The following is a 23,278-nucleotide window of genomic DNA, read 5'->3' on the forward strand; positions in this document are numbered from 1 at the left end:
AGATGTTGAATTGCTGTAAATTTACAAGAGAATGGTTGAACGCAGGCGAAAAATAGATTATACTAATATCTATGGCTGTGGGAGGCGTAGGCCTCCGAAAAAGAGGCTGCGCCCAGCTCGTCGGCGCGGCGGACGAAAGGAAAGATCAGAATGAGAGGACGTATGCGGCCCTATCTGCCGGAGCTGACCATCCGGGACTACAACACCTATCAGTGGTATCTGCGGGGCGTACGCCGTCAGCTTTACACCACCTATGGGATCTATCCCTGTTATTATGGCCTGCGCTACAACGGCGTGCTGTTTGCACTGCTGGCCGATAGTCTTGCAGGCCGCCCGGCGACCTGCAAGCGGATGCGGGTGCCCGGCACACTGCTCTGGCAGAATATGATGTGTCAGACGCAGGGCATCCGGCTAGCCGCACAGGTGGAAATCCTGCTCAGCTGGCACCGCATTCAGGATGCCCAGTGGGCGGATCTTCCGGTCGGCAAAAAGGTGCGCCGGGTGGTGGACACCGTGCTGCTGCGCAGAGCCTATAAAAAGGCTGCGGCAGAAAATCCGGCGCTGGAGCGTATCTTCGCGCAGGAGCGCGATCAGGCCAACGTCCAGATGGCCCTGAACGCCAAGAACTACCTGCTGGCCGCAGAGCCGAAGGGCAACCTCTACGGTGCGCTCTACTCGGTTCTGGCCACGGACGACCCCAACCAGCGCAAGAGTATGCACTATATCGGCAGCTGCATCGGCCGTGCGGCCTACCTGTTGGACAAAGCCGAGAGCTTTTCCCGGGACAAGGACAAGAAACGCTACAACATCTTCCTCGTGAACGGCATCGATGACCGGAACGCCGCCCGGGAAAACGCCCGGCGGCAGGCCCTTGCCATCGCCAACGACCTCGTCCGGGCCTATGGGATGCTGGACGTCAAGCTCAACCGCACCCTGCTGGACAACATCATGCTCCTCGGCCTCCGACACGCTATTGAGCCGCTGGACGCCGAGAACCAGCCGGTGCGCTGGGAGCTGCCGTGAAGGGCCGCAGGAGCAAGAGCTGGGCAATGGCCTACTGCGGCATGGCCGCAGCGCTCAGCGTGGCCATGATGCTGATGGGAGCGGTCTTTCCCATCGCAATGTTCATCGCCCCGGCGGTGGCCAGCTTCCTCATCGCCACGGTCTGCGTGGAGTGCGGCCGGACGATGGCCCTGACGGCCTACGGCGCGGTGAGCCTGCTGAGCCTACTCTTCGTGCCGGACAAGGAGGTGGCGCTGACCTTCGTGTTCCTGCTGGGGTACTATCCGCTGGCAAAGCCTTATTTCGAGAAAATACGCCCCGCTCTGCTGCGGGCCGTCTGCAAGCTGCTGCTCTGCAATGGCGCTGTGCTGGCGATGTACGGGCTGGTGCTGCTGTTGGTGCCGGCAGGCAGCATCGCCGAGGAGCTGCGCACTACGGCGCTGGCCGTCTCGCTGGTGACGCTGGCGATGGGCAATGTGGCCTTTCTGCTCTACGACCGCGCACTGCACAATATGCTGATGCTCTACCATCTGGTCTGGCAGCCGAAGCTCCACAAAATGCTGGGCGTCCATTGACGAGCGGTCCATTTTATGATATAAATAAAACCGACCTTTTCTGTCGGCTTCTGACAGCTCCGGAAGGAGCTGTTTTTTGTTTTTGGAAGTCGGCGGAATGAGACAGAAAGAGGGGATAAGACTACTTCAGTTGACGAGAAAGCGCCGGGCCACGCGGGTGACAGCCGTGAGGGTGACGAGGAGAGGGATCATCGAAAGTTTCGGCGGGTGTCCCTCCGGTTGAACAGGCTACCAGCCGCAGAAAAAGGAGAAAAAACGGCAGCAATACCGCAACAGACTCCTTTCAAAGAAAGCCATACAAGAACATAAACTTATCGTAAGAGGCTGACAGCCGCCGTGCGCGTTCGCGTCGGGCTGTCGGCATGGAGGTGTTTTGTATGTGTGGCATCGTAGGTTATTCGGGAAAGCGCAGTGCACAGGAAGTGCTGCTGAACGGGCTGGAAAAGCTGGAATATCGTGGGTATGACTCCGCAGGCGTTGCGCTGGCGCTGGAGGGCGGCATCCACGTCGTCAAGAGCAAGGGACGGCTGGAGGTGCTCCGCCGCAAGCTGGAGGCAGAGAGCCTGCCCGAGAGCTTCTGCGGCATCGGACACACCCGCTGGGCCACCCACGGCGAACCCAGCGATGTGAACAGCCATCCCCACTCCACCCCCCGCGTGAGCATCGTCCACAATGGCATCATCGAGAACTACGGCCCCCTGAAGGCCGACCTGATGGCCAAGGGCGTCACCTTTGAGAGCGAGACGGACACCGAGGTGCTGGTCAGGCTCATCGACTATTTCTGCTGCACCCAGCCCAAGGCAAGCCCGCTGACGGCTCTGCGGGAGGCGCTGGGGATGGTGCGCGGCAGCTATGCGCTGGGCGTGCTGTTCCGGGCCGAGCCGGACACCATCTACGCCGTCAAGAAGGAAAGCCCCCTCATCGTGGGCTGGGGCGAGGGCGAGAACTTCGTAGCCTCCGACATCCCGGCCCTGCTCAAGTATACCCGCCGCTACAGTGTCCTCGAGGAGGGCGACATGGCGGTGGTCAAGGCCGACGGCATCCGGTTCTATGATGCCTTTGGCAAGCCGGTGGAGCGGGAAGTGCTGACCGCCGACTGGGACGAGGAGGCCGCGGAGAAGGGCGGCTATCCCCACTTCATGCTCAAGGAAATCCACGAGCAGCCCGCCGCCATCACCGCCACCGTCAGCCCCCGTGTGGAGGATGGTATGCCCGACCTCCGCCTCCCGGAGCTGACCGATGAGCGGCTGCGGAAGATCCGAAACATCCACCTCGTAGCCTGCGGCACGGCCATGCACGCCGGTATGGTGGGCAAGACCGCCATCGAGCGGCTGGCCCGCGTCCATGCCGAGGTGGATATCGCCAGTGAGTTCCGCTACCGTGACCCCATCCTCGACCCCGAGGACCTCGTCATCATCATCAGCCAGTCGGGTGAGACCAGCGACACGCTGGCGGCTCTCCGCCTCGCCAAGAGCCGGGGCGTCCCGGTGCTGGCCATCGTCAATGTGGTGGGCAGCTCCATTGCCCGCGCGGCGGACTACGTCCTCTACACCTATGCAGGCCCGGAGATCGCTGTGGCGTCTACCAAGGCCTATATGGTGCAGCTGTGCACCCTCTACCTCTTCGCGTTCCGTCTGGCCTACGCCAAGGGCCGTCTGAGCGAGGCTGAGACCGAGCACCTGACTGCCGAGCTGCTGCGGGCCGGGGAGGTCATCCAGCCCCGTCTGGCGGACTGCGAGCAGATCAAATACCTCGCCAGCCGCTTTGTCAACACCCAGAGCTGCTTCTTCATCGGACGCGGCTTCGACTACGCCCTCTCGCTGGAGGGCAGCCTGAAGCTCAAGGAGATCAGCTACGTCCACTCGGACGCCTACGCTGCCGGTGAGCTGAAGCACGGCACCATCAGCCTCATCACCGAGGGCGTGCCGGTCATCGCACTGGCGACCCAGAAGCAGGTGTACGAGAAGACCATCTCCAACGCCAAAGAGACCAAGAGCCGGGGCGCACGGGTCATCCTCTTCACTACCAAGGACGCCGTCGTTCCCGACGGCGTGGCCGACTATGTGGTGCGTCTGGACGACTACGAAGAGCTGCTGATGCCCCTGCAGCTCATCGTGCCGCTGCAGCTGTTCGCCTACTATATGGCCGTCCTGCGCGGCTGTGACGTCGATAAGCCCCGCAATCTGGCAAAGAGCGTGACGGTGGAGTAAAAGTGCCCCGCTGAAAGGCTCTCCCTTTGGGAGAGCTGGCGCGGAGCGCCTGAGAGGGCAAGGACGCTGAAGGGAGAGACTTTAGCCCGCTCGGAGCAACTGTAATACGATAAACAAAACAGCGGCTGCCGTAGTCTTCAAGGACTTACAACAGCCGCTGCTTTTCTTTTATGAGAGTTACCAGAACCAATAGCGTTTCTTGATGGCGATATAGGCGATGATGATGCCCACGATGACCACAAGACCCGCGATGAAGAAGGTAAAGTCCACATGGACGAAGCGGAGATTCTGGGTGGTCAGCAGATATTCGCCCGCCGTGTCTGCCTCAAGGACATGATCCCTGTAGCTGTTGAGGAACTGCCACTTACCCTTGACGGCGTTGTGGAGGTAGACGCGGGTGTAGGCGGCGTTGTCGCCGGTCATCTCGACCTGAACGACGCCGGGCAGAGCTGCGCCGCCGTTGAGGGTGAAGGTGACGCCGTACTCAGAGGGGGCAAAGCTCAAGGCAGTGCTCACCTGTGCGGCGGTGTTCTTCACGCCGGTGCCTGCGATGCGGATGGTGTAGCCGTCGGCCTCCACCACGAGGGTCTTGCCGCTGAGGCGGAGGGCGTTCAGCATCTCGCTGGTGACGACGGGCACTTCGCGCTGTGCAAAGGCCACTTCATCGCCTTCGGCAGCCTCGATGGCCTCCACGACGGGGTCGATGAGGGCCTCCCCGCTGCCGTCGCCGCTGTTGTCACCGCTGCCAGAGCCGCCGCTGGATGCACTGCGGTTGACGATGACCGTCACCGAGGCGGACGCCGTGCCGTTGGACACGACCACAGAGGTTGCGCCCGTGCCCACAGCGGTGATGACGCCCTTGGCGCTCACAGAAGCCACCTTGGAGTCGTTCGACTTGAAGGTAAGGGACTGGGAGGCCGAGGAGGGAGTCACTTTTCCGGTGATAGTGCGGCTTGCGCCCGGCTTCAGGACGACGTAACTGGTGTTCAAGTCAATGGACTGACGATCCACGCCGCTGTTGACGACCTTGATGGTGGCCGAGGCGGTCACATCGCCGCTGGTGGCGGTGATGGTGGCGGTGCCGGGGGCAACGCCGGTGACTTTGCCAAAGTTGTTGACGGTGGCCACAGCCGGATTCGAGGAGCTGAGGCTCACGCTGGCGTAATTCGATGCACTGGTGGGCAGCACGCCCAGCGACAGGGAAGTGGTGTCGCCGACGGAGATGGTGTTCGAAGCCAGCGTGATGTCCATCTCCTTGACGATCATGGAGTCGTCCAACTCGGTGGTGATGGTGTAGACGCAGCTGACGCCGTTTGCGCTGGCGACGACCTGCGCCGTGCCGACGCCCACGGCCTGTGCCACGCCCTCAGACGTCACGGACACGATGGTGGGGTCATTGGACAGGAAAGTCACCGTGGCGGTGCGTGCGGCCTTGGCGGGCAGGATGACAGGCGAGAGCTGCTGCGCCGTGCCCACCGTCATGGTGGAGGCGTAGCTGCCGGTCTCGACGCTCTCCACCTCCGCAGCAAGCCACGGCAGAGAGATGGCAGCCGGGGCGGCCGCAAAGGGGCTGGCGGCTCCGGCCGGAAGCGCAGCGCCGCCGGCCAGCAGACCCAGCAGAGCGGCGCTCACGGCCAGCATTTTCGGGTTCAGTTTCATTCTTTCGTACCTCTTTGGGCGTTGGTGTGCGCTCAGCGGAACAGGACGCCCAGAGCCTCCATCGCGTATTCGAAATAGGTCAGCTTGTCGTACTCCACACGGGCGGTGACGCTCATGCCGTTGGACAGATCGACCTTGTCGCCGCTGTTGCTGATGACATAGGTGCTGTCCGGGGTGATGGTCATTTTGTAGTAGGAGCCGGAGGAGCTGGCGGTCACATCGCTGTCGATGGAGGTCACGGTACCGGTCAGGGTGCCGTAGGAGTACTCCGACAGGCCGGTGATGGCGATCTTGCAGGGGTCGCCCACATGGAGGAGGGGCCGGTCGCTGAGGGTGACGTAGGCCACCACCTCGAGGTCACTGTTCTCGCTGGCGACGGTGGCCAGCGGGGTGCCGGCGCTCAACACCATGCCCACCTTATAGGGCGTGTCCATGTGGATGACGCCGGAGGTGGGGGCGTAGATGTAATAGTCGTTGGCGCCGGTGTTCAGGGCGTCCAGCTGGCTCTGCAGATTGTCGATGTTGCTCTGCACGCTGGTCAGGCTGGCGGAGATGGACTGCAGGGTGGAGTAATACAGCGCTTCCACCTCGCTCTGGTTCTGCTCCATCAGGGCTTTGATCTGCTCGTCGGAGTAGCCTGCGGCCTGATAGGGCGAGGCGTCGAAAGCCTTCTGCGCCACCTGACTCTTGTAAGTCTCATACTGGTAGTAGTAGGGCTGATCGTCGATGTCCGTCTCGCTGAAATAGTTCTTGTCGTCCTGAATGGACTTTACCAGCTTCTCGTACTGGGACTTCTGCTTTTTGTAGATGTCCAGCTGGCTCTGGATGCTGTCCTGCTGCATATCGAGGTCGGTGCTCTTGATGTGGGCGATGAGGTCGCCCTCGTTGACGTAGGTGCCCTCAGAGACATTCAGCTCGGTGATGGAGCCGGAGTAGCTGGACATGATGTAGGTCTTGTTGGCGGCCTGCACCGAGCCGCTGGACTGGCTGACGTAGGTGCGGTAGTTTTTGGTGCTCCACACCACGAGGAAAAGCATCAGGGCGGCCGTCAGGAGGACGAGAGCATACCCGAAGGGAGGCAGCTTCTTCTCCATCATGATGCGGCGGTCCTGCAGCTCGGTGATGTCGCGGATGGTCGTCGTCATAATCACTTCGTCTCCATAAAGGTATCGACCACGCCCTCGTCGTCGTCCTGATTGACGAAGACGGTGTAGACGGTGCCGGTCAGCTCCAGCTCATGCTCGAAAGCCATGATGTTCAGCTTCTGGGAGGCAAGGCCGCTCTGGCTCATGGGGCCGACGTAGTGGGCGTACAGGCAGTTGCGCACCCGCAGCACGGCGTCCATGGTGTAGCCGGCCTCCATGCGGGGGATGAGCTGGGTAGCCTGCTGCATCATGTAGACCTCAGGCTGGGGGTTGGGGCCAGCAGGGATCTTGACGCACTGGATGATGGGGCCGAGGGGCTGCGCGCCGCTGCTCTTGATGAAGTTGTGCAGCTGGGTCAGCACGATCTGCATATTGTTGAACTCCTCGGGCTGGATGCGGCGGCTGACCACGTTGGTCAGCTTGAGGGTCTTGTTTTCTGCGGTCTGGATCTCTCTCATGATTTTATACCACCTGTTCTTGGTTTCATTGCTTGTAATAGGCAATAGCAAAAGGTAGAATCTTATTCTGCGGGGGCAATGCGCCGATGGATCGTGCAGTCGATTTGTCCGCAGACAGCTTCAAACTGCTGATTTACTTCACGGTTGGAGAAGCGCAGCACTTCAATGCCATATTGCTCGATGATGCAGCTTCGCTCGTGGTCGTAAAGCACCCCCTGCTCAGTATAGTGCTGAGAGCCGTCTAATTCAATGACCAGCTTTGCTTCTGCGCAATAAAAGTCTACGATAAAAAATTCTATCACGCGCTGTTTGTAGATTTTTATCGGATAATTGCGCAAAAAGCCAAACCAAAGTTTGCGCTCCTGCGGCGTCATTTCGTGACGAAGGCCCCTTGCACGAGAATTTAAGCGGCGGTCATAGGGCAGGTTGTGCACAGGCATAGAACATCTCCTGTTTCTCGATGACCACAAGCCAGAGGCTGCCCGGTCAGGCTGTCCTTCGTCCAACCTCTCAGTCTGCTTCGCAGCCAGCTCCCCTAGTAGGGGAGCCTCTGGCGAAGAGGCGAAACTTTCCGGTATGCCAAGGCCTCCCCTCGCTAGGGGAGGTGGCGCGGCGTCAGCCGTGACGGAGAGGTTTCTACATTTTGCTATCACCTATTACTCATCCTACGATGAATATTAGGCATCACTTTATTATAACGGTTTGGCGGTGCGGAATAAAGGGCCAAACTGTAAATTTAATAAAAAAATAAGATATGCCCGGAGGCAGGTGCCTCCGGGCATACCATTACGAGGCATTGTCATCCGGCGGCCCGAGAGCCGCCGGACGAAATACACTTCAGATTCTAGGGGTTACTGATTAGTAGGTCTCACCGAAAGCGCCCATGACCTTGTCGTTGAAGCCGACCTTGGCATCGGTGGTGCCCAGGGTGTAGGCGACAGAAGCCATGCCCAGAACCTGCATGACCTTGTTGCCGAAGGTCATGTCGTCAGTACGAACAGGATTCTTCGGGTCGGTAACGTCCCACAGGCCGAACATGTTCTGGTTGATGGAACCATCCTCACCGAAGATCTTCTCGCCGTCATCGCCGCCCCAGTTGCCGCTGAACATAACGCCCAGAGTGTTAGCAACAGTAGATGCGAAGAAAGAGTTGCTGATCAGTTTGATCACGTTGGTGTTGAAGGTCTTGACGTTAGAAGCGTTCCAGATAGGAGCGGTGGTGTCAGCCAGAACGGAGAACAGGTCAGCGCCGCCGTAGACGACCTCAGAGTTAACAGCAGTAAAGTTTGCAGGCATCATCATAATGAATTACTCCCTTCAAATGAATGAAAAACAAATTTAGTCGGCCCAGTTCCCAGATGCGCATCCGGAAAGAAAGCCATTTATGTAACCGCGTGCGCACGCGGCTGCAACGAATTAGTAGGTGATGGACTCGCCATCGTCCTCGTCCTCCACCACTTTCGCGGCGGCGGCAGGTGCGGGCTGCTCCGCTTTTTTCTTGTTGCGGAAAATGCCCTGCTGCAGGCTCCAAAGCTCGTAGTACTTGCCCTGCTTTGCCAGCAGCTCTTCGTGGGTGCCCCGCTCCACGATCTCGCCGTGATCCATGACCAAGATGAGGTCACAATCCCGGATGGTCGAGAGGCGGTGGGCGACGATCAGCATCGAGCGGTCTGCAAGCTGGTTGTAGATCATATCAAAGATGGTATTCTCTGTGCCAAAGTCCAGACTGCTGGTGGATTCGTCCAAAATATAGAGGTTCGCATCCTTCAGGAAGGCCCGGGCCAGAGCCAGACGCTGCTTCTCGCCGCCCGAGAGGCCGTTGCCGGCTTCCTCGAGGTAGGTATTGTACTGCAGCGGCAGCTTCCGGATGAACTCGTGGGCATCTGCCTTTTTGGCAGCGGCCTTGACCTCATCGAGGCTGGCCTCCGGTCGGGAAATGCGGATGTTGTCGTAGATGGTCTTGCTGAACAGCTCGACGTTCTGGGGGACATAGGCGATAGCGCGGCGGACAGAGGCATTGCTGTACTCGTCCAGCGGGACACCGCCCACGCTGATGGAACCCTCCTCCGGCTCATAATACTTGAGCAGGAGCTTGGTGATGGTGGATTTGCCGCTGCCGCTGCTGCCCACGAGGGCCACCTTCTTGCCATAGGGGATGGTGAAGGAGACGTGGCTCAGGGCCGGGGAACGGCTGCCGTAGCGGAAGGAGACATCCCTGAATTCAATATCACCGTCGATCTTTTCCATCTCGGTGTATTCCCGGGTCTCGTCCTGCTCGGACTCGTAATCCATGATCTCGGTCAGACGCTTGATGGAGATCTGTGCCTGCTGGATGGACATCTGCAGGCCGACCAGCTCGCTGACCGGAGAAGTAAAGTAAGAGGAAAGGGTGCTGAACGCCATATAACCGCCCAGCGTCATCTCACCATTCAGCACCTGCATGATACCGACGTAGGACGTTACCATGCCGAGGATGGTGGTGATGAGGGTGGAGATAAGGGACTGCACCGTGCTGATCTTGCTGGAGCGCAGGCTTATCTTCAGGCTCTTGATGTACTCCCGCTCCAAAGCCTCCAGCTCCCGGTCTTCCTCTGCATTGCACTTGACCGTCTCGATGCCGCGCAGACTTTCGATCATCTGGCTGTTCAGGATGGCCGACTGCTGCATCGTCTCTTCGTTGATCCGCTTGAAGGGCTGCTTGAAGATGAAGACGAGCAGGATGCTCAACAGGGTAGTGAAGATGGAGATGGAGAAAAGGGTGGCATTCATCCGGAAGAGGATGACGCCGGTGACGCAGGCCATCACAATGTCCATCGCAACGCTCAGCGCGATGCTGGTGAACACCGATTTGATGGTGCTGGCGTCGGAGTAGCGGGTCGTAATTTCGCCGGTCTTGCGGGTGGCGAAGAACTTCATGGGCAGCTTGAAGACGTGCCCGAAGTAGCCCAGCATCAGCGGGATGTCGATCTTGATGGACAGATAGATGAGCACCCACTGCCGCACCATGCTGATAAGGGCGCTGGTGACGCTGACTAGGCTGAACACCAGAATCATCGAAATCAGCAGGCTCTTCAGACCGTAGGGGAGGATCTCATCCATCAATATCTTGTTGAACATCGAGGATGCGATTCCCAGAACTGTCATGATGACCGAGCTGAGGATGGCGTAGAAGAATAGCTTTTTCTGGGGAAGCAGCAGGTCGAGGAAACGCTTGACCATACTGCCATGCTCCTGCTTGCCTGCCTTGAACTCCGAGGTGGGGGTCAGCAGGAGCAGGACGCCGGTAAAGTTCTTGTAGAACTCATCGAGGGAGATCTTCTTCAGCTCTTTTGCCGGGTCGCCGATGATGACGTAATCCCGACACTTGAACTTCTTCCCCTCGTCGGCGCATTTTTTTCGTGCTTCCTCTTCCTTGAGGACGTGCCGCCGACGCTCGCCGTCGTCCTTGATGGTCGTCTTTTTGAAGACGGTCACGAAGTGGGCGAGGCCCTCGTCGGTGATGACCTGCGCGATGCAGGGGACGGAAAACTCACTGAGGAAATTTTCGCGGTCTACGCGGACGGCGGCGGTGCTGAACCCCAGCTCCTCCGCGGCCTTCTGCAGACCGGTCAGGTTTGTGCCTTTCAGGTCCGTACCCATCATGTCCCGCAGGCGGGTGATGGTGATCTCCTTTTTGTAATGGAGGCACACCATTGCGAGACAGGCGGCAGCGCAGTCGGTAGTGTCGTGCTGCCGGACGTAGGTATAACGCATAGATGCTTCCTTTTTGGTTTCTATCTCAAAACGCCCCTGCGCCAGCTGGCGGACGGACGGTTTGGCGAAGAAGAAAGGGCTTCTGACTGCTGCGCCTTACACACTTCTTGATAAAAGCAGCATACAGCTCTCTGCCTCGCCCCGCCCTGCGGCCAAGCGGAGCAGAGAGCAGCTGCTATCAAAAGAAGGGAGCGCCTACCCTTTGATCATTTTGGTCGGCCCGGAGAGGGTATTTTGACGTATCATCTCCTGAACCTTGGGCATAGTATAACACATTCTGTCGGCTTGTTCAAGAGGACAATTTTTAATAAACCCTTAATTTTTGAAAAAAATGTGAAAAAATTCTCAGTTTGGTAACAAAAGAAATGCACAAAAGCGCGGCGAACCGCGAAAGTCCGCCGCGCTTTTTTTACAGATTGCTTAGAATGCTAAAAGAATTAGAGGACAGTGCCATCAATCTTAGCAACCTTCTTGACAGTCAGGACAGCAGCATCCTTCATGCCCAGAGTGTAGACAACAGAAGCCAGACCCAGAGTGGTCATGATCTTGTTGCCGAAGTTCTGGTCGTCACCAGTAGCAACATGGCCGACCTTGTACAGAGCGGAGAGGGCACCGTCGTCGCCGAAGATCTTGTCCTCGCCCCAGTTGCCACCGAACATGGTGCCCAGAGTAGCATTCAGCAGCATACCGGTGAAGCTGTTGCTGATCAGGGTGATAACATTGCTGTTGAAACGCTTCACGCTCTCAGCAGTCCAAGCGTTGGGCAGGTAATCAGCCACAGCGCCGCCGTAGACGACCTCTGCATTGACAGCAGAGAAGTTTGCAGGCATCATCATAATGAATTACTCCCTTCAAATGAAAAAAAACGAATATGATCGGTCTCCTCCCGGTTGCGCAACCGGGAAAACCTATGTAACCGAGTGCGCACTCGGCAACATCACGAGTTAAGTGGGCTGTAGTGCCTTTTTTGGAGACACCTCTACTACATTTTACCATACTTCCCCATCTGCCACAAGGCCAAACGGCCAAGAAAACAGCCAAAACAGGGAAAAAGTAGAAAAAATGCATGGAAAGTACGCTGCCGCCTGCCCCTCACAGCCGCTCGGCTGGGGCAAAAACGCCAGAATCTCCAAAAAATCCATTACAGCTTGGATGTAGTGTAACACAAATACGCCATTTCTTCAAGAGGACTTTTTTTAATTTACCCTTAATTTTTGAAAATAATGTGAAAAAGGCTACAGTTTGGTTACACGAGAGAGGGAAACCTCTCCGTCATTGCTTCGCAATGCCACCTCCCCTACCGAGGGGAGGCCTTGGCATACCGGAAAGCTTTGCCTCTTCGCCAGAGGCTCCCCTACTAGGGGAGCTGGCGAGCAAATGCGAGACTGAGAGGTTGGACAAAGGAAGAGCTGCCCTAAGAGAACGAGCTTGACGGGCTGGCAAACAAAAAGCGGCAGGGAAAGCTCCCCGCCGCAAAAGCGCCTCTTGCCTGACTCGAACAGGCGACACCCTGATTAACAGTCAGGTGCTCTAACCGACTGAGCTAAAGAGGCAGATATTCATTTCTCTGCGGCCTTGCCGCGAGAAGTATTATACCGCATCTCGGGAGAGTTTGCAAGGGGTTTTTGTGATTTTTTGCACACTTATTGGTTTTGTAGTGCTCCTGTAAGGCTCTCCCCTTGGGAGAGCTGGCGCGAAGCGCCTGAGAGGGCAAGGACGCTCACAGCGAAACTGCTGCGCGGTGATAACATCCCTCTGACAAAGAGCCTGCCTATCGCTGTGCCTGCAGCTCTATCGCCATGGGCTTGCCCTCTCCGTCACCTGCGGTGACACCTCTCCCAAAGGGAGAGGCTTTGTCCCCCCTCCCGACTCTTTTCCCCCTCCCGCTCTGCTACCATAGAGAGAGGGGGGTGGGGCTTGTGCGGACGGTCATCTATCTGGACGTGCTGCTTTTGGTGAATTTCGTGGTGGGGGCGGCGTTCCTGCTGGCGGCGGGGCTGCTGTGCGGGGCGTGCTGTTCGCCGCTGCGGCTGGTGGGCGGCGCGGGGACGGCGGCGGTGTCGTCGCTGGTCCTTTTGGCCCCCACCGCGCCGTGGCCGCTGGCCCTTACTTATAAAGGTACGACTGCCGCCCTCTGCGTGGCTGCGGCCTACGGCTGGCAGGGCGTGCGGAACACCGCCCGGCTGACGGCATGGTTCATCCTGCTCAACCTGACCCTTACGGGGGCGCTGTTCCTGCCCGGCGCGGCCTGCAACAACCTCAGCTTCTACCTGCCGGTGTCGCCGGGGCTGCTGCTGGCGTCCACGGCGGGGGTCTGCGGCGGGGTGCAGGGGGTGATGCACCTTCTGGGACGCAGTGGCTCGGCCTGCTTCGAGGCCCGGCTCCGTGTGGCGGGGCAGAGCGTGGAGCTGAAAGCCCTCTGCGACACCGGTTTCCACGTACAGGAGCCGCTTTCGGGCCGGGCCGTGGTGTTGGTGCGGCTGGGGGCGGTGCGTCTGCCCGAGGCGCTGCAAACCTATCTGGAACGCTGCCTCGCGGGCGGCGGGGGAGAGCCGAGGCCGGAATGGGGCGTGCGGTTCGTGCCCTGCCAGACCGTCGCGGGCCACTGTCTGCTGCCCGCCCTGCCCGCTGCGCTTTCCTGCGGCGGCAGGACGCAGGAGGGCATCTATGCGGCCTTCTGCGATACGCCGCCCCCGCAGGGCGGCTGGACGGCCCTCGTCAGCGCGGAGATGGCGTCGCTGTTGGGGAAATGAGGATACGATGGGAGGAAATCTGCCTGTGTTTCAACGATTTGTAAAGTTTTTGCAGGGCCTTTGGGCCAGACTCAGCTGGACGGGCGGCGCGCACTACCTCAGCGGCGGGCCGGGGCTGCCCCCGCCCCTGACCCCGGAGGAGGAAAAAGCCCTTCTGGCCCGGATGGCCGACGGCGACCCCGCCGCCCGGGATGCGCTGATCACCCACAATCTGCGGCTGGTGGTCTACCTTGCCAAGAAGTATGAGGGCAGCGGCGTCCCCTCGGAGGATATGGTGTCCATCGGGACGATCGGCCTCATCAAGGCCGTGAACACCTTCACCCCGGAGCGGAGCATCAAGCTGGCCACCTACGCCAGCCGCTGCATCGGCAACGAGATCCTGATGTACCTGCGCAAAAGCTCCAACCGTCGGCAGGAGGCCAGCATCGACGAGCCGCTGAACATCGACGGCGACGGCAACGAGCTGCTGCTGTCGGACGTGCTGAGCAGCGAGGAGAATCAGGTGGGCCAGCGCCTTGAGCAGGACGCCGAGCGGGCCAGCCTCCGCCGCTCGGTGGAGCAGCTCTCGCCCCGGGAGCGGCAGATCATGGAGCTGCGCTTCGGCCTGCTGGACGGCGTGGAGCGGACCCAGAAGGAGGTGGCCGATGCCATCGGCATCAGCCAGAGCTACATCTCCCGGCTGGAAAAGCGCATCATACGGCAGCTGAGGGAACAGCTGGGGGAGTAAACCTCTCAGTCTCGCATTCGCTCGACAAGGCCGGGTTGCGGCTCTCAGCGTCTGCTTCGCTGTCGCTTGCATCCTGCTGGCCGCTGCCCCAACAACGACTCCCTGTTTCTGCCACTGGCAGCGGTCGTCGTTGTTGCCCCTACCGAGGGGAGCCTCTGGCGAAGAGGGAAAACTTTCCGGTATGCCAAGGCCTCTCCTCGGTAGGAGAGGTGGCAGCGCGTCAGCGCTGACGGAGAGGTTATCCTCCTAAATTTGGAATGAATGCCGCCCCGCCCCTGCGGCCATACTTCCGGTGAAACTAAGACACCGGAGGCTAGAGAGGATGTACAACAAGGTGGAACTGTGCGGTGTGAACACCGCCGAGCTGCCGATCCTGTCCGAGCAGGAGAAGCGCGATCTGCTCACCCGGGCGCGGGCAGGGGACAAGGCGGCTCGTCAAAGCATGATCGAGGGCAACCTGCGGCTGGTGCTCAGCGTCGTGCAGCGCTTTTCGCAGCGGGGCGAGAATATGGACGACCTCTTTCAGGTGGGGTGCATCGGCCTCATCAAGGCCATCGACAACTTCGACCCGGCCCAGCAGGTGCGGTTCTCCACCTACGGTGTGCCGATGATCATCGGCGAGATACGGCGATTCCTGCGGGACAACAACGCCCTGCGGGTGAGCCGCAGCCTCCGGGACACGGCCTACCGGGCCATGCAGTCCCGCGAGGAGCTGGAAAAGCAGCTGGGCCGTGAGCCGACCGTGGAGGAGATCGCCCAGAAGACCGGCCTGCCCCGCCGGGAGGTGTCGGCGGCGCTGGAATCGGTGGTGGAGCCGTTGAGCCTCGAGGAGCCGGTCTACGCCGACGGCGGGGATGCCGTCTACGTCATCGATCAGGTGCGCGACCCCGACGGCGAGGACAGCTGGATCAGCGGGCTGCAGTTCCGCCAGACTGTGGCGGGCCTCACCCCGCGGGAGAAGCGTATCATGGAGCTGCGGTATCTCAAGGGTAAGACGCAGATGGAGGTGGCGCAGGAGATCGGCATCAGTCAGGCGCAGGTGAGCCGTCTGGAAAAGGCGGCACTGGAGCAGTTCCACCAGCAGACATGACAAAAGCGGCGGTACACAGTGCACCGCCGCTCTTGTTATCGGGGCTTGTGGTATTTCTCCCGGGTGGCCGCGCCACCCCGCAGGTGGCGCTCGGCTTTGTTCCGGGCCAGCACCATCTGCACCTGCCGGAACAGCTCCGGCCCTACCGTCCGCAGCCGCACCGACACGTCCTTGTGGACGGTGGATTTGCTGCACCCGAAGGCCCGCGCCGCCGCCCGCACGGTGGCTCCATGCTCCACGATGTACTCTCCCAGCAGCAGCGCCCTCTGTTCCGGATCACCTTTCATGACTGCTCCCTCCCGCCAAAATGTGCTTGTTCCAGAATATGTGTCCGGCTGGCTCGATATGCTGCCGGGGGCTTGACTTTTGACGCAGAGCGGCTATACTGAAAGCGGACATGAAAACAGGGGCGCCGTGAGGCTGAGATCTGCTGTGGGCAGAGACCCTTGAACCTGATCCGGGTAATGCCGGCGTAGGTAGTTTGCGGAAAGGTCCCGATTTTCACAAACAGCCCGTGCGCCTGCCAGAAAAGCAGGCGCATTTTGTTTTTGTGTACTATTGTTATGAGAAGAGGAATCCTTATGTCGAAATCTTACTCCAAGACCCGGGTGCTGGTGGAGTGCGCGCTGATGATCGCCATCGGCACCGTGCTGTCCAACATCAAAATTTTCACCATGCCCAACGGCGGCAGCGTCACTCTGCTGAGTATGCTGCCCTTTGTGCTCGTCTCCTTCCGCCACGGCGTCAAGTGGGGTCTGTTCACCGGTCTGGTGAACGGCTGCCTGCAGATGCTTCTGGGCTTTTGGGCACCCCCAACGCCCACCTTCCTCTACTTCCTCGGCGAGATCCTGCTGGACTATCTGGTGGCGTTCATGGCTCTGGGCACGGCAGAGTTCTTTGCCCGCCCCTTCAAGAACCGGATGGTCGGCGTGGCCGTCGGTACGGCTGTTGCAGGCTTCCTGCGCTTTATGTGCAGCTTTTTGTCCGGCGTCCTCGTCTGGGGCAACCTGAATGAGGGCCTGAGCGCATGGACCTACAGCCTCGGGTACAATGCCAGCTACATGCTGCCGGAGACTCTCCTGACCGTGGTGGGTGCTGTGCTGCTCATCAAGGCGGCCCCCCAGATCTTCGACCGCCAGTACGCTAAGGCCTGAATGATACCAGAATAAGAGTCCCGCCGGAGCCTGAAAAGCCCCGGCGGGATTTTTTTGCACGATTTTGAAAAAAGATGTTGACAACTGCTCTTTTGACTGGTATAATAAACCACGTCGTCAGGGACGACACACCAGCTCTGGGGGATTAGCTCAGCTGGGAGAGCGCTTGCATGGCATGCAAGAGGTCAGCGGTTCGATCCCGCTATTCTCCACCAAAAAGCACTGTACTTCGCAGGAAGTACGGTGCTTTTCTTTTTGCTGAAGCCGATGGGGACTGCATTGCTTTGCCTGCAGTGTTTTCGGCCCAGTGACACCCCGAAAAAAATATGCTGCCCCGGAGCAGACCGGGCAAAGCAAAGCCTCGGAAAGCTCTGGGGGCAGCATCTCTCATTTATGTTTATGGTTCGGTCAGGTGTGGGTGCAGAGGTACTCCACCCATGCGTCATACCCGGCGGGCAGCAGATGGTAACCGTCCGGCTGGGCGTATTCGGCGATCAGGTCGCCGTTCTCGTCGGCCAGCGCCTCCCAGAGGTTCAGGAAGGTGCAGCCCTTTTCCAGTGCGATGGCCGAGAGGGCGTCGTTGATCTCACACAGGCGCTGTTTGTAGAGGCCGGGGGACTTCTGGCTCACTTCGGGCCGGACGGGGGTGATGGACTGGACGTAGATCTTCGTGTTGGGCAGCGCCTGCGAGATCATGTCCAGCATCAGCCGGTAGTAGGTGAGGAAGCTGGAATAGTCGTTGTCGGCGGTGAGCACATTGGTGCCCAGCAGGATGTAGAGCGCCCGGGGCTGCTGGGAGGCCAGCGCCTCCATCGGGATCTCCTTTTCGCCGTCGGCCCGGCGGCAGGTGGTGTTGTTGACAACGGCGTTGGGGCCGACACCCTTGTAGGCGCAGAAATGGGCGTTGGGCAGGCCGGTGTCGTACATCTGCATCCCCTGCGTCAGGCTGTCGCCCAAGAAGCTGACGTCCGAAAAGCTGCTCCGCTCCACGGCGGGGCTGGCGGTCTGGGCTGCAAGGCGGAAATCCATCGCGGTCATGCCGTTGTCGAGGGTCTGGACGTTGAGGCGGCGGGCCGGAGTGTAGCTGATGGTGTTCCACTCGCTGCCGGTCAGCTCCTGCTGCAGGATGGTGGGGCCTTGCTGGGCGGCATTGGGGGACGGCTCACGGTGGAGACGCTTCCAGAGGATGCCCACAGCGGCCAGAAGCACCAAAAGGATGAGCAGCGCGGCGGTGATGAACACCCTGCGCCAGCGCCGGTGAAGGATGCGGCGGCGATATTCCTGATAATCTGCCATAATGTCCTCCTGTGGCGGAACGATAGCTTTCACCCCTATTATACAGCACCGCTCCGGCCCGTGCAACCCGTGAGGAAAAATTCCCATATTCAGGGGGCCTGCCCTTGCGTTTCCTATTCTAAATATGATATACTAAAGTGAATCAAATATGATAGGGAGGCTTTCACGATGCCATTTACTCCGAAATTGACTTATAAAGGCAAGCCCCTCGTCCGCAAGGACAATGAGCTGTATTATGGCTGTATGACCGACCCGTATGTGCTTTATCTGCAGATCCAGTCCACCAAGACGGTGGGCGGCGTGGATGTGGCAGACAAGGTCCATCTGCAGCTGCTCTCTACCGATGAATCCAAGCCCCGTGAGGCCCGCGTGGCCCGTCAGACCACCAAGAACGGCCTGTACAATGCGCTGGACATCGGCAGCATCTGGCTGCAGAAGGCAAACGAGAACGTCTGAACCCAAATCGCAAGCTGCTGAAAGGGGCTGCCCCGCAAGGGGGCGGCCCCTTTTTTGCTGCACGAATATTTTGCGTTCTGCGGAACTTTGTGGTATACTTAATCTGATATTTTATGCACAAAAGGCAGGAATGAAATTATGCTGCAAAATCCAGAACTGCATTATCTGGACAACGCCGCCACCACCATCGTCGCTCCCGAGGTGGCAGACGTGATAGACAAGGCCATGCGGGAGCACTGGGCCAATCCGTCCAGCCTCTACGCCCCGGGAGCGCGGAGCGAAGAGGCCCTGAACGCGGCCCGCGCCGCTGTGGCCCGCACGCTGGGCTGCAAGTCGAAGGAGCTGTACTTCACCTCCTGCGGCAGCGAGGGCAACAATCTGGCTCTTCTGGGCGCGGCCCAGACCCGCACCTTCGGCAAGGGCATCGTGGTGTCGGGCTTCGAGCACCCCAGCGTCCAGCGCCCGCTGGAGCGTCTGGCCGCGCAGGGCTATCACGTCACCGTGGTGGCCCCGCAGCCTGACGGCACGCTGGACATGGGCAGGATGCTGGAAGCGGTGGACAAGAACACCATCCTCGTGGCCTGCATGATGGTCAACAACGAGATCGGCACCCGCAACGATGTGGAGCGTCTGGCCGCGGAGGTCAAGCGCCGCAACAGCCGCACCATCGTCCATGTGGACGCGGTGCAGGCGTGGATGCGGGTGCCCATCAAGCTGGACAACATCGACACGATGGCGGTCAGCGGCCACAAGATCCATGCGCCCAAGGGCGTCGGTGCCCTCTATCTGAGCGACCGGCTGGTGCAGGCGTTCCAGCCGCCTTACCTCGGCGGCGAGCAGGAGCGCGGCCTCCGCCCCGGCACCGAGAACCTGCCCTATGCGATGGGCCTCGCCGCAGCAGCCACCCGCCTTGCGGGCAGCATCCGGAGCCGCGATAAGGCCATGCGTGCCCTCAACGACCGTCTGCGCGCCGGCCTTTCCATCTTCCCGGAGGTGGAGATCAACAGCCCGGCGGGGGCGGTGCCTGAGGTGCTGAACTTCAGTGAGAACTGCATCAAGAGCGAGACCATGCTGGCGTGGCTGTCGGAGAAGCAGATCTATGTCTCGTCGGCCAGCGCCTGCGGCAGGGGACAGCCCAGCCACACGCTGGCGGCGATGGGCCGTGACCCGCTGGCCATTGATACGGCCATCCGAGTGTCCTTCTGTGCCGACAACACCCCGGAGGATGTGGATGCCTTCCTCGAGCGCTTTGAGGACGGCATGAAGCATTTGCAGAGAATCAGAAAGTAAGGGGCGCGTTCCGGGAGCTTTCTCCTCGGACACGAATCGGGCCATTCCATCACCCGCCCTATTGCCTTCGGCAACAGGGTCCCACCCCAGCGGACGGTCCTCGGAGAAACTCCCGGAACACCGACGAACGCACAACATAATATCAGGAGTAACTACTATGCGAGAAGTCATTATGGGCTATCAGGGCGAGATGTCCCTGAAGGGCCTCAACCGCAACCAGTTCGAATCGACGATGATGAAGATCCTGCGCTACCGCCTCAAGACGGTGGGCAGGTTCCGCGTCTACTGCACCCAGTCCACCTTCTACATGGAGCCGGAGGAGGACGACATCGACATGGACCTCGCCTTTGAGCGGGTGAGCAAGGTGTTCGGTCTCGCCGCGCTCAGCCGCGCCGTGGTCTGCGAGAAGGACTTTGACACCATCTGCCAGACCGCCGAGGACTATCTGGGCGACAGTCTCCATGGCATCAAGACCTTCAAGGTGGAGGCCCGCCGCTCGGACAAGACTTTCCCCATGACCAGCCCTGAGCTGATGCGGGAGCTGGGCGCTTACCTGCTGGGCAAGCACAACTACCTGCGGGTGGACGTCAAGAACCCGCAGTTCAAGGTCATCGTGGAGATCCGCGATTACGGCGCGTATATCCACGGCCCGAAAATACAGGGTGAGGGCGGCCTGCCGGTGGGCACCTCCGGCCGCGCCCTCAATATGCTCTCCGGCGGCATCGACAGCCCGGTGGCGGCGTACCGGATGGCAAAGCGCGGTCTCGGCCTCGACCACATCCATTTTGCGTCCCCTCCGTATACTTCGGAGCGTGCAAAACTGAAAGTCAAGGCGCTGGCCCAGCGGATCACCCCCTATACCGGCAGCACCAACCTCTTTGTGGTGCCCTACACCAAGCCGCAGGAGTACATCCGCGACAACGCTCCGGACGTCCTCTTCACCGTCCTGATGCGCCGCAGCATGATGCGCATTGCCAACATCATCGCCAAGAAGCAGGGCTGTGAGGCCCTCGTCACCGGCGAGAGCCTTGCACAGGTGGCCAGCCAGACCGTCAAGGCCCTGCAGTGCACCGATGCCGCGCAGGACCTGCCTATCCTCCGCCCCCTGATCGGCATGGACAAGACTGAGATCGTCGAGACGGCCCGCCACATCAATACCTTTGAGACGAGCATCCTGCCCTACGAGGACTGCTGCACCATCTTCACCCCGCCGCACCCGAAGATCCGCCCCGAGCTGGAAGAGATCCTTGAGGCCGAGGCCGGGATGCCCGGTCTGGCCCAGCTGGAAGCCGAAGCTGCCGAGGCCACCGAGCGCATCCGTCTGCGCATCACCGACAACGTGGAATTCGAGGGCTGAGCCATGACAGCAGAGATCATCAGTGTGGGCACCGAGCTTCTTCTCGGCAATATCCTCAACACCAACGCGCAGTACCTCAGCCGGGAGCTGGCCGATTTGGGCATCACCGTCCAGCGGGAGAGCACCATCGGCGACAACCATGACCGTCTGGCCGACTTCGTCAACGAGGCCAAGAGCCGCTGCGACCTGCTGGTCTTCACCGGCGGCCTCGGCCCCACGGCGGACGACCTGACCAAAGAGACCGTCGCCGCCTGCTTCGGCGACGAGCTGGTCTTCGATGCGTCCGAGTGGGAGAAGATCACCGGCTACTTTGCCCGCACCGGCCGTGAGACGACCCCCAACAACCGCAAGCAGGCGATGGTGCCAGTCAGGGGCCATAAGATCATCAACAACCATGGGACTGCGCCCGGTGCATGGTTCGAGCAGGATGGCCGCTGTGCTGTCCTCATGCCCGGCGTGCCCCACGAGATGAAAGCCATGTGGACTGAGAGCGTCCGCCCCCTGCTGATGGAGCGCCAGAACTGCACCCTCCACTCCGTCACTCTCCGGGTGCTGGGCGGCGAGAGCGACATCGAGTATAGAGTCCGTGACCTGCTGGAAAACCCGAATCCCACCGCCGCCATCTACTGCAAGACCGGCGAGTGCGAGATCCGGATCACGGCCCGCGCCCGCTCCGACGAGGACGGCGAAAAAATGTGCCGCGCATATGCCAAAAAGTTCTATGATACGCTGGGCGATGCGGTGTATGATGAGGATGTGGCCGGGCTGGAAGAGACGGTGGTGGATACCCTGAAGGAAAAGGGGCTGACCATCTCCACCGCTGAGAGCTGCACCGGCGGACTCATCGCCCAGCGGCTGACCTCCGTGTCCGGCTCCAGCGAGGTGTTCGGCTATGGCTTCGTGACCTACTGGGAGCAGGCCAAGACCAAACTCGTGGGTGTAGACCCGGCGGTCATCGGGAAATACAACGTCGTGTCCGCTCCCGTGGCGGCACAGATGGCACTGGGCGCGGCAGCGGCCTCGGGGGCCGACATCGCCCTGAGCGTCACCGGCGTGGCCGGCCCGACCGGCGGCGATGAGGTCCGCCCCGTGGGCACCGTCTATCTCGGCGCTGCCCGGGATGGCGTGGCCTATGTCAAAAAGCTCTTCGTCTCCCGGCCCGACCGTGCGCTGGTGCGTGCCCGGGCCGCACAGGCGGCACTGGAGCTGGGTCTGCGACTGGCGCAGGGCAAAGTCCCCGAAGGGACGCAGGCCCTCACCGCCGCCCGGCAGTCGGACGACGCGGCGCTGGCCGCGCTGGACAGGGCTTTCGTCCGGGAAACATCATAATAAGGGGTTGATGGGATTTGGCAGAGGAGACCCGCTGTGTGCTGCGCCTGTACGGTGCGCCGCAGGGACGGCTGGCAGCTGCGGTGGCGCGGTTTGCGCCCCAGTGGAGGGCAGAGGCCCAGTGGAAGTGCCGGGGCGCAGAGACGCTGCTGGCTGTCCATGCAGATACGCCCTCTGGGCTGAAAAAAGCGGCCCAGAGCCTGCGCAGCAGCTTCGGTGCAGATGTGTATGGGGCAGGGGATACCAGTCTGGCGGCTGCCGCCGTGCAGGCGCTGGAAGCCCATGACCGGCTGCTGGCCTGCGGCGATGCCGCCGCCGGTGCTCTGCTGGAAGCCCGGCTCGAGAAGGTGTCCGGCGCGGAGAAGGTCTACGACTTCGGCACCATGAGCTACGCCGACGCCAAGACCGGCCCCCAGATCGAAAAGCGTGCCCGGGCCAAGCTCGGCGGGGAGGGGGACAAGCCCGAACCTGTCCGTCTGGCCCTTGCCCGGGCGCAGGCGGCCCGCCGCATCGTGGGCACAGAGCTGGCTGTGGCCTGCGCGGAGCGGGAGAGCGACCATGTTCTGGTGCTCAGTGCGAAAAAGGGCTGCTGGCTCCGCACGGTCCCCGCAGCGGACAACGCCGCGCTTTGGCTGCTGGACATGATACGCCGCGCCGCCGCCGGTCTGCCGCAGGCAGAGGGGACAGGCTTCCTCCCCGCCGGACAGGCCGCCCAGAACCACGCCGAAACCCCGCCACAAAAGAAGAAGCACCCCCTCCGCGTCCTGCTGGCGGTGCTCTTGCTGCTGGCGCTGGCGGCTCTGGGCGGTGGGTGGTATCTCACCGGCGGCGACCTTGCCGCCCTTCCGGAGCGGCTGAAGGCCCTGCACCTGCCCGAGTGGATCACCCTCTGGCAGGCCCACGAGCCGAAGCCCGGCGCAAGACTGATATAAAACACAAGGAGGCCGCTTCCCGGCGCAGAGTCGGGAGGCGGCCTCGTTTTTCTACAGCACAAAACCCCGCCGCAAAAGGGAGATTCCCAATG

21 protein-coding genes, 2 tRNA genes and 1 riboswitch are annotated in these 23,278 nt (G+C 60.6%); of the genes, 13 read left to right on the forward strand and 10 right to left on the reverse strand.

The window, feature by feature from the left end:
- Positions 1–150 precede the first annotated feature (150 nt).
- The 3 genes from LKD23_RS02750 to glmS all read left to right on the forward strand — a co-directional run bounded on the left by LKD23_RS02750 (position 151) and on the right by glmS (position 3,787).
- A complete protein-coding gene (locus LKD23_RS02750) occupies positions 151–1,023 on the forward strand; it encodes a DUF5685 family protein (RefSeq protein ID WP_227620246.1) in 873 nt (290 codons plus the stop codon).
- Complete coding sequence (locus LKD23_RS02755; protein ID WP_227620247.1) at positions 1,020–1,577, forward strand: hypothetical protein; 558 nt, start codon at positions 1,020–1,022, stop codon at positions 1,575–1,577. Before LKD23_RS02750 ends, LKD23_RS02755 begins: the two co-directional genes overlap by 4 nt.
- A gap of 377 nt (positions 1,578–1,954) precedes the next feature.
- Positions 1,955–3,787, forward strand: coding sequence for a glutamine--fructose-6-phosphate transaminase (isomerizing) (gene glmS, locus LKD23_RS02760; RefSeq protein WP_227620248.1), 1,833 nt, complete (start codon positions 1,955–1,957; stop codon positions 3,785–3,787).
- Positions 3,788–3,964: 177 nt separating this feature from the next.
- On the opposite strand, the gene LKD23_RS02765 is transcribed toward glmS, so the two are convergent.
- The 8 genes from LKD23_RS02765 to LKD23_RS02800 form a co-directional block, all read right to left on the reverse strand.
- Positions 3,965–5,446 (reverse strand): Ig-like domain-containing protein, encoded by a 1,482-nt coding sequence (locus tag LKD23_RS02765; RefSeq protein ID WP_227620249.1) that lies wholly within the window; start codon positions 5,444–5,446, stop codon positions 3,965–3,967.
- Positions 5,447–5,478: 32 nt separating this feature from the next.
- Positions 5,479–6,591 (reverse strand): HlyD family secretion protein, encoded by a 1,113-nt coding sequence (locus LKD23_RS02770; RefSeq protein ID WP_227620250.1) that lies wholly within the window; start codon positions 6,589–6,591, stop codon positions 5,479–5,481.
- A 2-nt stretch (positions 6,592–6,593) separates the two neighbouring features.
- Positions 6,594–7,049, reverse strand: a complete 456-nt coding sequence (locus tag LKD23_RS02775) for a hypothetical protein (RefSeq protein WP_227620251.1) — start codon at positions 7,047–7,049, stop codon at positions 6,594–6,596.
- Between the two features lie 62 nt (positions 7,050–7,111).
- Positions 7,112–7,489 (reverse strand): endonuclease domain-containing protein, encoded by a 378-nt coding sequence (locus LKD23_RS02780; RefSeq protein WP_227620252.1) that lies wholly within the window; start codon positions 7,487–7,489, stop codon positions 7,112–7,114.
- Positions 7,490–7,907: 418 nt separating this feature from the next.
- Positions 7,908–8,351 carry a hypothetical protein gene (locus tag LKD23_RS02785; RefSeq protein WP_227620253.1) on the reverse strand — a complete coding sequence of 148 codons (444 nt, stop codon included), beginning with the start codon at positions 8,349–8,351 and terminating at the stop codon, positions 7,908–7,910.
- 114 nt (positions 8,352–8,465) lie between these two features.
- Complete coding sequence (locus tag LKD23_RS02790; protein ID WP_227620254.1) at positions 8,466–10,802, reverse strand: peptidase domain-containing ABC transporter; 2,337 nt, start codon at positions 10,800–10,802, stop codon at positions 8,466–8,468.
- Between the two features lie 437 nt (positions 10,803–11,239).
- A complete protein-coding gene (locus tag LKD23_RS02795; RefSeq protein ID WP_227620255.1) occupies positions 11,240–11,638 on the reverse strand; it encodes a hypothetical protein in 399 nt (132 codons plus the stop codon).
- A gap of 643 nt (positions 11,639–12,281) precedes the next feature.
- Positions 12,282–12,355: transfer RNA gene (locus LKD23_RS02800), tRNA-Asn, on the reverse strand.
- Between the two features lie 366 nt (positions 12,356–12,721).
- Between LKD23_RS02800 and LKD23_RS02805 the strand changes: the two genes are divergently transcribed.
- The 3 genes from LKD23_RS02805 to sigG all read left to right on the forward strand — a co-directional run bounded on the left by LKD23_RS02805 (position 12,722) and on the right by sigG (position 15,372).
- Complete coding sequence (locus tag LKD23_RS02805; protein WP_227620256.1) at positions 12,722–13,555, forward strand: sigma-E processing peptidase SpoIIGA; 834 nt, start codon at positions 12,722–12,724, stop codon at positions 13,553–13,555.
- A 7-nt stretch (positions 13,556–13,562) separates the two neighbouring features.
- Positions 13,563–14,282, forward strand: coding sequence for a sigma-70 family RNA polymerase sigma factor (locus tag LKD23_RS02810; RefSeq protein ID WP_227620257.1), 720 nt, complete (start codon positions 13,563–13,565; stop codon positions 14,280–14,282).
- 322 nt (positions 14,283–14,604) lie between these two features.
- On the forward strand, positions 14,605–15,372 hold the full coding sequence (gene sigG, locus LKD23_RS02815) for an RNA polymerase sporulation sigma factor SigG (protein ID WP_227620258.1): 768 nt from the start codon (positions 14,605–14,607) through the stop codon (positions 15,370–15,372).
- Positions 15,373–15,407: 35 nt separating this feature from the next.
- On the opposite strand, the gene LKD23_RS02820 is transcribed toward sigG, so the two are convergent.
- On the reverse strand, positions 15,408–15,659 hold the full coding sequence (locus LKD23_RS02820) for a sporulation transcriptional regulator SpoIIID (protein ID WP_015565655.1): 252 nt from the start codon (positions 15,657–15,659) through the stop codon (positions 15,408–15,410).
- Positions 15,660–15,767: 108 nt separating this feature from the next.
- Positions 15,768–15,868, forward strand: a riboswitch (TPP riboswitch).
- An 85-nt stretch (positions 15,869–15,953) separates the two neighbouring features.
- On the opposite strand from LKD23_RS02820, the gene thiT reads away from it, so the two are divergent.
- Together thiT and LKD23_RS02830 are read left to right on the forward strand one after the other, a co-directional pair.
- Positions 15,954–16,526 carry an energy-coupled thiamine transporter ThiT gene (thiT, locus tag LKD23_RS02825; protein ID WP_227620259.1) on the forward strand — a complete coding sequence of 191 codons (573 nt, stop codon included), beginning with the start codon at positions 15,954–15,956 and terminating at the stop codon, positions 16,524–16,526.
- Positions 16,527–16,665: 139 nt separating this feature from the next.
- Positions 16,666–16,741, forward strand: a tRNA-Ala gene (locus tag LKD23_RS02830).
- Between the two features lie 193 nt (positions 16,742–16,934).
- Here LKD23_RS02830 and LKD23_RS02835 read toward each other — a convergent pair.
- Positions 16,935–17,822, reverse strand: a complete 888-nt coding sequence (locus LKD23_RS02835; RefSeq protein ID WP_227620260.1) for a GDSL-type esterase/lipase family protein — start codon at positions 17,820–17,822, stop codon at positions 16,935–16,937.
- 168 nt (positions 17,823–17,990) lie between these two features.
- On the opposite strand from LKD23_RS02835, the gene LKD23_RS02840 reads away from it, so the two are divergent.
- From LKD23_RS02840 to LKD23_RS02860, 5 genes are all read left to right on the forward strand, one after another.
- Complete coding sequence (locus LKD23_RS02840) at positions 17,991–18,278, forward strand: hypothetical protein (RefSeq protein WP_227620261.1); 288 nt, start codon at positions 17,991–17,993, stop codon at positions 18,276–18,278.
- Between the two features lie 138 nt (positions 18,279–18,416).
- The gene (locus LKD23_RS02845; protein WP_227620262.1) at positions 18,417–19,568 is read left to right on the forward strand and encodes a cysteine desulfurase family protein; all 1,152 of its coding nucleotides are present in this window, start codon (positions 18,417–18,419) and stop codon (positions 19,566–19,568) included.
- 157 nt (positions 19,569–19,725) lie between these two features.
- Positions 19,726–20,925: a tRNA uracil 4-sulfurtransferase ThiI gene (gene thiI / locus LKD23_RS02850; protein WP_227620263.1), complete on the forward strand. Its 1,200-nt coding sequence runs from the start codon at positions 19,726–19,728 to the stop codon at positions 20,923–20,925.
- A 3-nt stretch (positions 20,926–20,928) separates the two neighbouring features.
- Complete coding sequence (locus LKD23_RS02855) at positions 20,929–22,254, forward strand: competence/damage-inducible protein A (protein ID WP_227620264.1); 1,326 nt, start codon at positions 20,929–20,931, stop codon at positions 22,252–22,254.
- Positions 22,255–22,271: 17 nt separating this feature from the next.
- Complete coding sequence (locus LKD23_RS02860) at positions 22,272–23,186, forward strand: CinA family protein (protein ID WP_227620265.1); 915 nt, start codon at positions 22,272–22,274, stop codon at positions 23,184–23,186.
- Positions 23,187–23,278 lie beyond the last annotated feature (92 nt).

It is taken from the genome of Faecalibacterium butyricigenerans, from assembly GCF_020687345.1.
GTDB classification, from domain to species: Bacteria; Bacillota; Clostridia; order Oscillospirales; family Ruminococcaceae; genus Faecalibacterium; species Faecalibacterium butyricigenerans.

Excerpts from the sequence above, each read along its gene's own strand:
- LKD23_RS02770 (WP_227620250.1), bottom strand. The coding sequence starts at position 6,591 with ATGACGACGACCATCCGCGACATCACCGAGCTGCAGGACCGCCGCATC.
- LKD23_RS02845 (WP_227620262.1), top strand. The coding sequence starts at position 18,417 with ATGCTGCAAAATCCAGAACTGCATTATCTGGACAACGCCGCCACCACC.
- sigG (WP_227620258.1), top strand. The coding sequence starts at position 14,605 with ATGTACAACAAGGTGGAACTGTGCGGTGTGAACACCGCCGAGCTGCCG.
- LKD23_RS02765 (WP_227620249.1), bottom strand. The coding sequence starts at position 5,446 with ATGAAACTGAACCCGAAAATGCTGGCCGTGAGCGCCGCTCTGCTGGGT.
- LKD23_RS02775 (WP_227620251.1), bottom strand. The coding sequence starts at position 7,049 with ATGAGAGAGATCCAGACCGCAGAAAACAAGACCCTCAAGCTGACCAAC.
- LKD23_RS02810 (WP_227620257.1), top strand. The coding sequence starts at position 13,563 with ATGGGAGGAAATCTGCCTGTGTTTCAACGATTTGTAAAGTTTTTGCAG.
- LKD23_RS02835 (WP_227620260.1), bottom strand. The coding sequence starts at position 17,822 with ATGGCAGATTATCAGGAATATCGCCGCCGCATCCTTCACCGGCGCTGG.
- LKD23_RS02750 (WP_227620246.1), top strand. The coding sequence starts at position 151 with ATGAGAGGACGTATGCGGCCCTATCTGCCGGAGCTGACCATCCGGGAC.
- LKD23_RS02855 (WP_227620264.1), top strand. The coding sequence starts at position 20,929 with ATGACAGCAGAGATCATCAGTGTGGGCACCGAGCTTCTTCTCGGCAAT.
- LKD23_RS02785 (WP_227620253.1), bottom strand. The coding sequence starts at position 8,351 with ATGATGATGCCTGCAAACTTTACTGCTGTTAACTCTGAGGTCGTCTAC.
- thiI (WP_227620263.1), top strand. The coding sequence starts at position 19,726 with ATGCGAGAAGTCATTATGGGCTATCAGGGCGAGATGTCCCTGAAGGGC.
- thiT (WP_227620259.1), top strand. The coding sequence starts at position 15,954 with ATGTCGAAATCTTACTCCAAGACCCGGGTGCTGGTGGAGTGCGCGCTG.
- glmS (WP_227620248.1), top strand. The coding sequence starts at position 1,955 with ATGTGTGGCATCGTAGGTTATTCGGGAAAGCGCAGTGCACAGGAAGTG.
- LKD23_RS02820 (WP_015565655.1), bottom strand. The coding sequence starts at position 15,659 with ATGAAAGGTGATCCGGAACAGAGGGCGCTGCTGCTGGGAGAGTACATC.
- LKD23_RS02795 (WP_227620255.1), bottom strand. The coding sequence starts at position 11,638 with ATGATGATGCCTGCAAACTTCTCTGCTGTCAATGCAGAGGTCGTCTAC.
- LKD23_RS02790 (WP_227620254.1), bottom strand. The coding sequence starts at position 10,802 with ATGCGTTATACCTACGTCCGGCAGCACGACACTACCGACTGCGCTGCC.
- LKD23_RS02840 (WP_227620261.1), top strand. The coding sequence starts at position 17,991 with ATGCCATTTACTCCGAAATTGACTTATAAAGGCAAGCCCCTCGTCCGC.
- LKD23_RS02780 (WP_227620252.1), bottom strand. The coding sequence starts at position 7,489 with ATGCCTGTGCACAACCTGCCCTATGACCGCCGCTTAAATTCTCGTGCA.